General features: G+C 64.0%; 11 protein-coding genes. All 11 read right to left on the minus strand.

The window, feature by feature from the left end:
• Positions 1 to 4: 4 nt before the first annotated feature.
• Positions 5 to 1,363: a TldD/PmbA family protein gene (locus AC0KUR_RS15465; protein WP_175027751.1), complete on the minus strand. Its 1,359-nt coding sequence runs from the start codon at positions 1,361 to 1,363 to the stop codon at positions 5 to 7.
• 42 nt (positions 1,364 to 1,405) lie between these two features.
• Positions 1,406 to 2,629, minus strand: coding sequence for a thioredoxin (trxA, locus tag AC0KUR_RS15470; RefSeq protein ID WP_473376131.1), 1,224 nt, complete (start codon positions 2,627 to 2,629; stop codon positions 1,406 to 1,408).
• 79 nt (positions 2,630 to 2,708) lie between these two features.
• A complete protein-coding gene (locus tag AC0KUR_RS15475) occupies positions 2,709 to 4,490 on the minus strand; it encodes an ABC transporter ATP-binding protein/permease (RefSeq protein WP_059556673.1) in 1,782 nt (593 codons plus the stop codon).
• The gene (locus AC0KUR_RS15480; RefSeq protein WP_080287816.1) at positions 4,487 to 4,909 is read right to left on the minus strand and encodes an ExbD/TolR family protein; all 423 of its coding nucleotides are present in this window, start codon (positions 4,907 to 4,909) and stop codon (positions 4,487 to 4,489) included. The genes AC0KUR_RS15475 and AC0KUR_RS15480 overlap by 4 nt, the downstream gene beginning before the upstream one ends.
• Before the next feature lie 13 nt (positions 4,910 to 4,922).
• Positions 4,923 to 5,657: a MotA/TolQ/ExbB proton channel family protein gene (locus tag AC0KUR_RS15485; protein ID WP_034187958.1), complete on the minus strand. Its 735-nt coding sequence runs from the start codon at positions 5,655 to 5,657 to the stop codon at positions 4,923 to 4,925.
• 22 nt (positions 5,658 to 5,679) lie between these two features.
• Positions 5,680 to 6,435: an energy transducer TonB gene (locus tag AC0KUR_RS15490; RefSeq protein ID WP_261309883.1), complete on the minus strand. Its 756-nt coding sequence runs from the start codon at positions 6,433 to 6,435 to the stop codon at positions 5,680 to 5,682.
• A 31-nt stretch (positions 6,436 to 6,466) separates the two neighbouring features.
• Positions 6,467 to 8,836 (minus strand): TonB-dependent siderophore receptor, encoded by a 2,370-nt coding sequence (locus AC0KUR_RS15495; RefSeq protein ID WP_473376151.1) that lies wholly within the window; start codon positions 8,834 to 8,836, stop codon positions 6,467 to 6,469.
• 331 nt (positions 8,837 to 9,167) lie between these two features.
• Positions 9,168 to 9,632, minus strand: coding sequence for an Lrp/AsnC family transcriptional regulator (locus AC0KUR_RS15500; RefSeq protein ID WP_105392488.1), 465 nt, complete (start codon positions 9,630 to 9,632; stop codon positions 9,168 to 9,170).
• 132 nt (positions 9,633 to 9,764) lie between these two features.
• Positions 9,765 to 10,739: a DUF4880 domain-containing protein gene (locus AC0KUR_RS15505; protein WP_473376132.1), complete on the minus strand. Its 975-nt coding sequence runs from the start codon at positions 10,737 to 10,739 to the stop codon at positions 9,765 to 9,767.
• Entirely contained in the window at positions 10,721 to 11,272 is a 552-nt protein-coding gene (locus AC0KUR_RS15510) for a sigma-70 family RNA polymerase sigma factor (protein ID WP_226227401.1), read from the minus strand. Before AC0KUR_RS15510 ends, AC0KUR_RS15505 begins: the two co-directional genes overlap by 19 nt.
• 313 nt (positions 11,273 to 11,585) lie before the next feature.
• Positions 11,586 to 12,467, minus strand: a complete 882-nt coding sequence (locus AC0KUR_RS15515; RefSeq protein WP_473376133.1) for a type 1 glutamine amidotransferase domain-containing protein — start codon at positions 12,465 to 12,467, stop codon at positions 11,586 to 11,588.
• Positions 12,468 to 12,496: the final 29 nt, after the last annotated feature.

Genomic DNA, 12,496 nt, shown 5'->3' on the forward strand with positions numbered 1-12,496 from the left:
TGTTTCAAGCTCCCCCGATCTTCATTGCATCGATCAGCCACGATCCGGAGGTCGCCCATCCCCTCGTCAACGCGTCGCTGCCGATCGCCTGTAGTCCGCCGAACATCCGGCGGAGATTCGACGCTATCGTGATACCGCTCACCGGGAAGCGGATCTCGCCGTCTTCCACCCAGAACCCCTTGGCGCCGCGGGAGAAATCGCCGGTCAGGCGGTTCACGCCGCCGCCGACCATCTCCGTAACCAGAAGTCCGCGATGCAGCTTCCTCAGCATCGCGGCGAAGTCGTCGCCGGGCTGGGTCCGTGTACTGCGCATGTCGAGGTTGTGAGGCCCGTAGCCGTTGCCGGTGGGCGTCAGGTTCAAGCGGCGCGCCGCATAAAGTCCGAGAAACAGCCCGCGCAGGCGGCCGTCCTCCACCACCTTGCGGCGCCCGCCCGGAATGCCGTCGCTGTCGAAGCAGCGGCTGGCCATCCCGCGCCTGACGAATGGATCCTCGTCAAGCTGGACATGCGGCGGAAACAACGGCGCGTCGATGTCATCCTTCAAGAACGATCCGCTCCGGTACAGCGCATCCCCCGATGCCGAGGACACCAGTTCGGCCAGCAGCCCCAGCGACGCCGACGGCTCGAACAAAACCGGGCATTGCTGCGTGGGGACTTGCGTCGCGCCGAGCGCGTCGATGGCTCGCCTGGCGGCCAGCGCCCCGACCTCCTCCGGTTTCGCGAGATCGTCGAATGCGCGACTTGCATGGCCCCAGAAACCGATCTGCTTCTCGCCGGTGCCGAACGCGACGGGCGCACATGCGATCGAATGGACGGACCACGGCGCCGTCGCATGGAACCCCGCCGACGTGGCCAGCAACGACGTGCCCGACATCGTTCTCACCGTCACGCCCTTCGACGCCTTGATCGACGGGTCATGTGCGAACGCCGCATCCTCGGCGCGTTGCGCATGGGCACCGATATCGTCGAGCGACCAATCCAGCGGGTGATGGAGATCGAGATCGGGAAAGTCCCTGGCCAACTGGCTCGAATCGGCGAATCCGGCCGCGGGATCGGGCTCGGTTGCGGCGGTACTCTCGATCGCCGCGCGAACGATTTTTTTCAGCCCGTCGTCCGACAGGTCCGACGATTTCGCGAAAGCGCGTTTTCCGTCGCGCAACACCGTCACCGTCATCTCCAGGGTGCCGCAAAAACTGCGTTCCGTCTGTACCCGGTTCGTCACGGTCACGGCGCTCGATTCGGCGGCCTCGATCTCCACGCGCGTCCCCTCGGCACCCGCCTGCCGCGCGAACGCGATCACACGCTCCGCCGAACTCGCCAGTTCAGCGGCAACGGTTTGCAACTGCGTACTGCTCGATTGCATCAGCCTGCTCCTCCGCCATGCGGCATCGTGTCGTCGAATGCGTCAGGTGGTCTGCCCAGTGAGCGCGATCAGCATGTCGCCGATCGCGCTGCCCCGCTCGGCCGCGGCAAGATGGCCGTCCTCGTAATAAGACAGGAAACGCCCCACGAGTTGAGGATCGACCTCCGCCACCCGCTCCATCAGCGCGCTGCCCCGCGGCGGCTCGACGCCGGCGTCGATTGCCTGCTTGAAGACCCCTTCCGCCAATTGATTCAAGCGCGCATCGTCCTGCGCGCCCCAGTTGCATTTGACCTGAAGCCATTTCCGCACGGAGCTGCAAAGTGAAAAGACGAATTCCTTCAAGACGTCCGGATTCCGGGCCAACGACGACGAAGCGGCCTCCAGCACCTCGGCGGCCACGGCAGCACTCCCGTCGCCGAGTTCGGCCGCCGCCGCCCTGGATGCCTGTCGGACGTCCGCCCAGTTCGCGTCCGCCACAGGAGCGCCGTCCGTTTCCGCCGCGTGCAGCGAAACCAGCTCGTCACGAATCGCCAGCAACCTCGATTCCCCCTCCAGCGTGTCCGAGACGATCCGGCTCGACAGGATCGACACCAGCAGCCGGCCGGGCAGCGTCGAGAGATTCGCGCCGACCGGCACGCTTTCCAGCCAGTCCGCCACGAACAGCGCCGCCTTGAAATGGGTGCCTCGATAGCTCGACAGGACCGTCACCGCCTCGACCACATCGGTCGGCATGCCCAACACGGATGCGCACTCGTCCGGATCATGCGAGTCGGCGACGAATTCCAGTGCGCCGCTGATCTTGTCCGGCCACATGGGGGTGTCCAGCGCGGCTTGCTTGTGATCCAGATAATCGAGCAACCGTGCGATGCGCGCCGCTTTCACCTGCGGATCACCGCCGAACGCGCGAAGCGTCACTTCGGGCCTGGCCAGCTGCGTGACGGTTCCCAGGTGCGCATCGAGATAACTCGCCAGTTGCGTGGCCGACCGGGAGCCCACGATGCGACCCGCCTCGTGGCCGCCGTTCATGAGCACCAGGGCGGGAATGCCACGCACACCGAAACGCTCGCGCAAGGACGGATGCTCGTCGACGTTGACCTTGACGATGTCGACCTTGCCGTCGAAGTTCCGCGCCACCTTCTCGAGCGTCGGCGCCAGCGCCTTGCACGGCCCGCACCATTCGGCCCAGAAGTCGACCAGCACCGGACGGCTGTTCATCATCACGTCGGCCTCGAAGCTCGCGGCGGTCACACTTTTCAAATCGCTCATTTCACGTTCCTGTCCATCAGTTCGGTTTTGTCGGACCTTGCCCCCGGTGAGGTGCAAGCGTCCTGACGGGATCACGGTGTCATGCCGGGCAGGCAGACGAAGCCGGGCCGGTCAGGCCGGCCGCGACCGCGGATGCCCGTTCCGGCGAAAAGTCGAGGGTCTGCTGATGAAAGGCCAGCAACGCCTGTCGATGCGCAACGCTGAGGATCGTGGCCTGAGGTAGCCAGTCGATCAGCAGTTGGTAGAGCGTTCGCTCGCTCTCGGTGTCGAGCGCCGACGTGCATTCATCGAGAAATATCGTGGTCGGGCGGGCCAGCAACACGCGTGCGAACGCCACCCGCTGCTGCTCTCCGCCGGAAAGCCGGTCGCTCCAGCGATCGGCGTCCAGCATCGATGCAACGTGCGCATCGAGGCCGCATGCGCGCAGGACGTCCGCGCATTGGCCGTCGGTGTACGTCGATTCCTCGTGCGGATACGCGATCGCCGCCTTCAACGTGCCGACGGGAATGTAGCTGCGCTGCGGAACGAACATCGTTCCTTCGGCACCGCAGGTGACGATGCCCTCGCCGTAGGGCCAGAGGCCCGCGAGCGCTCTGAGCAGCGTGCTTTTCCCGCTTCCGGAGCGCCCGCGGATCAGACAGCGCGAACCGGGTGCGAGCGAGAAGTCGGGCACGCGGGCAATCTCCGCGCCGGCTGCGTCGCGCAGAACCAACCCGTGGGCGCCTACGGCTCCGCGCTCGCCGGCGGTCAACACGACGTTTCCCCGCGAATCCAGCGCGTTCACGTAGAGAAATTCCCGAAGCCGGTTCGCTTCGGCGCGCCACGCGGTGAATCCCAGATAGGCCTGCGGAAAGAACGCCAGGGAACTGGACACGGAACTGAATGCTGCGTTCGATTGCATCAGCCCGCCCAGCGTCAGCCCCCCCGTTATCAGTTGCGGCAATACCAGCAACGTGGGCACCACGGGCACCACCGAGCTGAATTGCCCGACGATGTTGGTAAACAGCGAGACCCGCGTGTTGACCCAAAGCAGCGCATAAAGATTCGAAACGACCTGGCGAAAAGCCCCGTTCAATCGCTTGCCTTCCGCGCCGCTTCCATCGAAGAAGGCGATCTGCTCGGCGAATTCGCGCACCCGCACCATCAGCACGCGGAAGTCGCCCTCCACGCGGTTCTGCTTGGCATTGAGGGTGATCAAGCGTCGGCCGAGCAGGTGCGTGGCCCAGAAAAACAGGCCTTGATAGAGAAAGACGGCATAGACCAGGTATCCGTGGATGCTGTACGTGTGTCCACCGATATCGAGATCCAGGGAATGGCCGATCGACCACAGGATCACGCTGAAGCTCACGATGCTCACCGGCACCTGAAGCACACCCATCGACAGCTGCAAGGTGTCCTTGACGAACTGCTTCGCATCCTCCGCGATACGCTGATCGATGTTCTCGAGCGCGCGGTCGCGCTCGATGCGGTAGTAGGTATGGCGGGCCAGCCACTGATCGGCCAGCCAGGTCGTCAGCCATCGCCGCCAGCGAATCTCGACGATCGATTGCATCACCACCGTGGACACCGTCAGCGCGGCGGCGGCCATGGACACCAGCAGGAACTGCAACAGCAGGTTCGGCAGCGCCTGAAACCTCCCGGATCCCACGGCGTCGTAGAACGTGCCGGTCCATCGGTTGAGCCACACGGCGATATAGGTGTGGCTCCAGCCCGCCCCAAGCACGTAGGCGAGCATCAATGCCGACAGCATGCCCTCCCTGGTGGTCCAGTACGGCGTGATCAACTTCCAGACGGAAGGAAAGTGACGCCTGGCATCCCGATCCTCGGCGCGATCCGTCGGGAATGCCCGATTCCTGATCATTGCTGGCCCTTGTCCGGTTGCATGACGAAATTGATCTTGTTCAGCCCGCCGCCCTGCAGCGCCGCGAGTATCGCGGCGACCTTCCCGTATTCGACGTGCTCGTCGGCATTGATGTTGACGGCCGGTGGATCGCCCTGCTTCGACGCCGCCTCGACACGCAGCTTCAGCGCCGCGTCGTCGACCACATCCTTGTTCCACAGCACGGTCTTGTCAGCCGTGATCGACAGGTCGATGTCCTGCGTTTTCGACTGGGCGGGCTGGGCCGCGGCCTTGGGCAGATCGACCTTCACCGCCTTGTTGATGACCGGTAGCGTCACGATGAAAATGATCAGCAGAACCAACATGACGTCGATCAACGGCGTCATGTTGATGTCGTTCATCACGCCTTCGTCGTTGTTGCCATCCATGAGAATCGACACGATAGGCTCCCGGTCAGGCGGCGGCGTTGACGCGCTTGCTCGTCGCCGGCGCCGCGGGCACCGGGCGAACGTCGCAGCGGGCCTTGGCGCCCGTCACGAAGTACACGTGCAACTCGTGCACGAACCGGTTCAGCCGATGGCTCACCCGCTTGTTGCCTCGATTGACGTAGTTGAATCCGAGCACGGCGGGGATCGCCACGAACAGGCCGATCGCCGTCATGATCAGCGACTCGCCGACCGGGCCCGCGACATGATCGAGGCTGGCCTGTCCCGACACGCCGATGGCCATCAGCGCGTGATAGATGCCCCACACGGTCCCGAACAGGCCGACGAACGGCGCGGTACTGCCGATCGACCCGAGAATGGCCAGGCCGTTCTGCAGGCGGGCAACCTCGTCGTCGAACGCGTTGCGCAGGCCGCGCGCCACCCATTCGCTGCTGCTGAGGCTGCCTTGCAGCGACGCGTCGCCGCCGGCCTGCTGGTCGTTCGCCTCGCGGCCGGCAAGGGCCACGGCGCGATACGGATTGTCGGTGCCGTCGCCCAGCGCCTCGATGCCGTCATCGAGCGACGGCGTGGACCAGAAGCGCGTCTGCGCACGCTTGCCCATGACCTCGAGACGTCGATTCGCTAGGCCCTTGGTCACGATGACGAACCACGACACGATCGACATGCCGAGAAGAAAGACGAAGATGAACCGGGTGATGAAGTCGCCCTGCTGCCAGACGTTGGCGATGCCGTACTGTTCCATTTTTTGCTCCGTAGATTCCAGGTCAATCATTCAGGTTGAAGGCGATCGGCTGCTCGGCCTCTACGGCACGGGCAATACCGGCGGTCGTGTAGGGCTGGCAATGGCCGGCTTCGATCGCCGCCAGCGCGGCCGCATCCAGCAGCGGGTAGCCGCTGCTTTGCGCAACCCGCGCCGTCTTCACCACACCGTCCACGCCGATGTTCAGCCTCACCACCACCGTGCCTTGCTGCTCCAGCCGCCGGGCCTTCGGCGGATAGTCCGGCCGCGGGATACGGCAACCGAGCTGCTTGAGCTCCGCGCTGCTGATCTGCTTCGGGCTATCGAGCAGTTGGGGGCCCGGCGCGGGTGCGGGCGGTGTCGCAGCGGAGGGCGCGACCGCGCTGGGCACCGGTACCGGCGGCGCCGGCGGCGCCGGCTCGACCGGTTTGACGGGCTCGGTCTTGGCTGGCGCGACGGTCCGGGCAGCAGGAGCCTCCGAGGAAAGCAAGGGTGCCGTCTTCCGCACCACGGGCTTTTCGACGGGCTTGGGTTCCGGCTTCCGCTGAGGCTCCTGCTTGGGCTTCGGTTCCGGCCGCGCGACGGGCTCGGGTGTCGGCGCGGCAACGAGCCTGACCTGAACCGACGCACCGGAGGCCCGGTCGGCCTCCAGCCTGATCAGGTCCACGCTGCGATGAACGATCAGATACAGCCCCAGTGCGTGCGCCAGCACGACCGCGCCCCCGATCGCCGCGCGCCGCCATCGCGCCCGCGAATGAGTGATGCGCTCAGGATTCGACATGCCGCCGCTCCACGGCCGAGTCTCGAGGGTGTCAGAAATCATAGGTACCGGTGAGCATGACGGTCCGCTCCGGTCCCATCGGGATCAAGGAGGGCGTCGTGCTGCTGTAGTAGAGCTTGCGATTGAATACGTTCTTGACCGAAAGATTCAGGCCGTAACCCTTCTTCCGATAGAACACGCCGAGATCCGTCTCCACCTGGCTGGGGATGCGATACGCCGAGCCCGTGCCGATGTACTGCCCACTCGCGAAGAACAACCCCGCGCCGACACCGAAACCCTGGAGCTTCTCGGAGCGGAAGTTGTAGGTCGCCCACAGGCTGGCGCTGTTCTTGGGCAGGTTCACCGCCAGCTTGCTGTTCGGCGGCTGCACGAAGTCGTTGTACGTGTAGCTGCCCACCACGTTGACACCGGGCAGCGGCTGCCCGGTAATCTCCGCTTCGAATCCGCGACTCACGGCGCCGCCGGCGGGAAGATAGAAGCCGCGATGGGCCGGGTCGGCAACGTTGTAATTGCTGAACGAGGTGCGGTAAGCCGAGGTCGTGATGGCCAGCTTGTCGTCCAGCAGGTTGAACTTCATGCCCACTTCGACCTGCTGGCTGGTTTGCGGGGGGAGCACACCGCCGCCGAATTCAAGCGCCGTGCCCGGCTGAAAGCCACGGTTGTAGCTGGCGTAGGCGGCAACCTCGGACGTCAGTTCGTAGAGCAGGCCGAGGCTCGGGCTATACGCATTCTGATGGTTTCCCGGGGGTGGGTTACCGGCGTAGGTCGCATGTGTCAGATAGGTATCCCGGCGCACGGACGCGAGTGCATGGAAATTCTTGTAGGAGAACTGATCTTGTAGATACAAGCCGGTTTGGGTGAAGTAGGTAGTCCCATTCGGCATCAGGTTTCCCGTGTCGGAAGACGGAAGCGTAAATGAGCCGAAGACATTCGGAATGGAAATGAATTTCGATGTCGTGGTGTCAAACTGATGCTGGCTGTAGCGAAGAACGTCCCAGCCGGCAATCACCGTATTTTTCGCAGCGCCGACATTGAACTTGGCGCGCAGGTAGTTCTGGAAGCTCCAACTGTAGAAATCCGAGAGCGAATCGAAATTGTGGAACAACACGCCGTTGGTCGCCGAGAGCGGCGTGGCCGTAGTCCAGGCTTGCTGCGTTTGTTGGGTCCGCGTATAGGAACCCTTGCTCACGAAGGTCAGCGCCGAGCCGAGCTTTTGTTCGAGATGAATGAAAATATTGTCCGTTTGCGCGCCGAAATGGTCGGACGGCGTGCCAAGCGGCTTGTCGATATAGTTTCGATAGATATCACCGGCAGCATGGCCGAGCGTGAACTGGGGAACCGGCTCGCGGTAGACCGTGCGCTCATAGCCGACCGTCACATCCGTGGTCGAGTCCTTCCATTGCACAGTCGGCGCAAAGTAGAAATTTCTCTTGCCGTCATATCCCATCGAATTCTGGCCGACCCGTTCACCCGAGATGATGAAGCGATACCGGAGTTTCTTGTCGGCGGTGATCGCGCCCGTGCTGTCCAGCGCGATCTGGGTGTCGCCGTACGATCCGTAGCCCACCTGGATTTCATGAAACGGATCGGCCTGCGGCGTCTTCTTGACGAGATTGATGACGCCTCCCGGCGGACTGTTGCCATTCACGATGGCCGAGGGTCCCTTGACCACTTCCACGCTCGAGATGGCGATCGTCGGCGTAACGTTAGGGGCCGTCCCGACAGTCGACAATCCATCCGACGTGAGGTTTTGCGCTACAAACCCGCGAATCGTGTAACTCGGCACGCCCAGCGGCCCCGGCCGCGTGACGACACCGGAAGCATTCCTCAGCACATCGGAGAGCGACTGAGCACCCTGGCTCTGGATCACCGCGGCATTGATGACGCTGACCGATTTCGGCGTCTCGCTCAGCGGCACATCCGAGCGCGCATAGGTGGAGGACGATTCCGCGACGAAGCCGGTACCGCCTGAATCCCGGCTGGCCGCCACGCTGATGAGGGGCAAGGTGGTGTCCACCTGCGCCGTGGTCGCCGCGGCTGCGGCTGCGGCAGCGGCCGGCGCCGACGAAACCCCCTTGGCATCCGCCTTGACGTGAGCCAGCGTGTAACCGCCGTTCGCCGTCGGAACCAGGTCGAGGCCCGTGCCCTGCAACGCCTTGCGGATCGCGGCCTCGGCCGAATACGTGCCGTCCACCGGCGCCGATTTGAGCGACTGCACCAATGACGCGTCATAGCTCAACGGAAGCTGCGCGACCCGGGCGATCTCCACCAACGTGCGATCCAGCGGACCGCTCGGCAGATGATAGGTGTGTTGTTCCGCCTGCTGCGCATACGCCGCGGACACCATGAAAGTCTGGGCAACCGCCATTGCGATCGCCATTGCCGCAACGTTGCGGGCCATACCCTTGCCGTCGAACTTGATCCCCACGATGCACCCATCCCTAGTCGGTTGTATTTCGGCAAAACGCCTGTCTTGTCCCACACGATCGAGAAGTCGGGAAGCAGCAGTCAACCGCAACGGCATGCCTTCCCCCTTCACTCCCGGCTTCGCTCGAGGCCGCCGGCCCCGGCAGGCTTGCCGGCTCCTCATCCACCTGAAAAAGTCTAGCGATCCCGCCCGGAATACTTTTTTGAAAGAATTCGTCCTTCGCGCCATTTCCGGTTTTTTATTCCCACCGACCGCGCCGTCCTTGAAAATTCAATCCAGCAGGCGGAATCCGCAGACAAGAAAATCAGCAAACGTAATCGAGGGGCAACCTCGTCGTATGCTTGATGGTCTCCATCGAGAAACTCGAACTCACATCGAAAATTTCCAGCTCGCTGATCAAGCGCTTGTACACGCCGTCATACCCGGCAATGTGCGGAACGACCACCTTCAGCAGGTAGTCGATATGACCGCTCATGCGGTACACCTCGATCACCTCGGGGATGTCGGCGACCACGTCGCAGAAGCGTTTGAGCCAGGCCGCGGTATGCTGCGCAGTCCTGATTTCGACGAGCACGGTCACGCCGACATTGAGCTTGTCGGCGTCGAGCAGGGCAACCCGGCGGGCGATGACGCCGTCCTGCTCGAGCTTCTGTATGCGGCGCCAGCAAGGCGTCGTCGACAAATGCACGCGATCGGCGATTTCCGCCACTGAAAGCGTGCTGTCCTCTTGCAGGACTGTCAGGATGGCCTTGTCGATATGGTCGATCACAGTTCCCCCCTTCGGGACAAGGTAAGCGTCGCAGGCATTCGGACGCCTTCATTCACCTTGTGCAACGAAGCGGGAAAAGTGACACCGGGAAAGAAAAATTTTTTTCGCGCCCCGGCTGAACGGGGCGCGGCGTCAAGCCTCGGAGGCGACGGCCAGAACCTTGCCATACACGGCCAGGGAGAGTCCCAGGCCGTTGGCGAGCTGGTGCAGCGCCGCCTCGGCGTCGTTGAGCGGGAACACGCCGCTGACCCGGCGAGCGAGCGCGGCCTGCGGGAACCGGATATAGCCGCCGTAGTAGCGGCCCAGCGTCTCGAGGATGTCAGGCAGCGGCCGATCCAGGACGACGAGCGTGCCGCGGCTCCAGGCGAAGATGTCGGCGGCCGTCTCCGGCATGCGGGCAATGCGCCCCGGCGATAGCGACCAGACCGAACCATCGGCGATGCGGACGCTACCGCCGCGTGGCGTCGCAAGGGTTGCATCGCCGCCCTGCACCGCGACCACGGTGTGATAACGCAATGCATCGACGCTCAGGCGGGCGCGGCTCGTGATTGCCGTCCCGTCCCGCGTCCTCACGGCGAACGGCGAGCGGTTCGTCGTGGTGGGACTCGACAGGATCTGGCCGGACGCAAGATAGACGTCGCCGCGCGCGCCGTCCCGCGTCCAATAAACACGCGCCGATGCCCCGAGGACGATCGGCGTTCCGTCTTTCAGCGCCACGGCCTGCGGCGTCAGATCGCCATTGTGATAATCGGCGTCGAGCGAATAGGCCCGGACCAGTTCTCGTGTCCCGATCGCGGCCAGCGCCAGCGCGCCCACCCCGGCGCCCGCCTTCAACATGCGGCGCCGCGCACGGGACGGCTCGTTCAGCGCGCTTCGCACCGCCGAGCCGGGCGCGTTCCGCAGCGACGCAAACCGTGCCAGCCCCTCCTGGAGCCGTATCCACGCCGCTTCGTGCGCGGGATCGGCGCGGCGCCATGCCTCGAAGCCATCGCGATCCTGCTGCGTGGCGTCCTCGGCGCGCAACCGGACCTCCCACTGAATGGCTTCTTCCGCGCACGAATCGACCGTGGCGGCGCCGCGCGCGGCGTTCAACTGGTCAGAAAGCATCGGGTAAGCGCCTGGGCGATGTATTTGCGAACCATGCTTGTCGAGACGCCGAGTCGAGCGGCAATCTCGGAATAAGTGAGGCCGTCGATCTGGCTGTAGATAAAGGCACTTCTCGCTTTCGGAGGCAATCCATCGAGCGCCTGATCGATCAGGAACAATGCCTGGGAAATCTCGACGATCGATTCGGCGGACGGCGCGAGGGGTTCCTCGGCATTGAGGAGCGCCTCATGATACGCGCGCTCGAGATCCCGGCGGCGCCACATCTCGAAGGTGAGACGCTGGGCGATGACGGTCAGCCACGCTCGAGGCTCGCGAATACCCGGCGGGTCATCGACGCCGGCAAGCGCCTCGAACGACGACGACGCCAGATCCTCGGCATCGGCCGGCGATCCGACACGCCGCATCAGCTTCGCCTTCAGCCATCCGTAGCTGGCCCGAAACTCGTTGGCGAGCCAAACCGAGCGGGAACGAGCCGACTCGTCGTCGCTCCTTTCCAGTTTGTCGAGAGGCTGTGCTGCCGGGCCAGTGCTCATGTACCAATTTCCAAAGCGATGGCGCGATGGGCGTGCACTGCAGGATGCCAATCATCTGCCGAAATGCAACGTCATGCCCCGCTAGATCGGTGTCGTAGTATGCCATTTCAAAATCGCCGCGTGCCGGCGCGATATCAATCCAGAACCCTGATGTCCGGGGCAGTCGTCCTCGACGCCGGGACGGCAAGGGCGCCGCGATACCCGAGATCCATCGTCACCGGCTCGCCTGCGTCAAATGCCGCCCATTGCCCGATCCATGTCGAGTCGGCAGCGAAGTCGAAGCGGCCGGGCGCAACATGCCCGGCCGCTGCCGTCACGGACGAACTCCGTTCGCGCGGGCCGTCAGTTTCGCCACGAGGACGTCGCCGAATTCCGGCGCCGACATCGGCTGCTGCCCCGTGATCAGCTCGCGATCGACGATGACATTGCCGTGCCAGTTCGCCACCGTATCGACGTGGGCGCCGGCTTCGGCCAGCGCGTTCACCGGATAGAACGGCACGTTGCCGCCAAGCCCGTTCGGCCCCTCGAGCTGCTGCTCCTCGCCCGTCGAGAAGACGGTCATCCGGTAACCGGCATACGGCCAGCCGGCCGCGAAGGCATTCGCCTTGCCGTCGTTGGCGGTCATCGATGCAACGAAGGCATCCGGATCGTGCAGCGTCGACAACAACACGATCGGCCCGTGACAGATGATCCCGGTGGGACGGCCGCTGTCATGGAAGCTGACCAGGATCTTGCCGAGATTCCGGTCCTTGAGCAGGTCGACCATCGGCGCATGGCCGCCGGGGATAAACAGGCCGACATAACCGTCGGTCCCCTCGGAGACGACGGACGCGAGCGTCTTCGGATGCTTCAGTTGCGCGATACCCTGCGCGTATTTCAGTGCATCCGCGCGCGCGGCATCGTCTCCGCCGAAAAACAGCTTGTTGTTCGAGTTCGCGTCCATCACCGGCATGTCGCCATTCGGATTGGCGATCACCGGCTCGTAGCCCGCCTCGACGAGCTTGCGGTACGGCACGACGAATTCGTTGAGGTAATAACCGGTCGAATATGTCTTGCCATCGCGCAGATCGAGCGCGTGAGCGCTCGACATGACAACCAGCACCTTGCCGCGCGACTGCGCCGACGCGCCCACCGGCAATGCAAACGCGGCCGACGTGGCGAGTACGGCAGCACCGATCTTGAGGATGTTCATCATCAAACCCTTCCGAAAAAATGAGTGAGCCG

It is taken from the genome of Burkholderia sp. YHN3-13 (genome assembly GCF_055810675.1).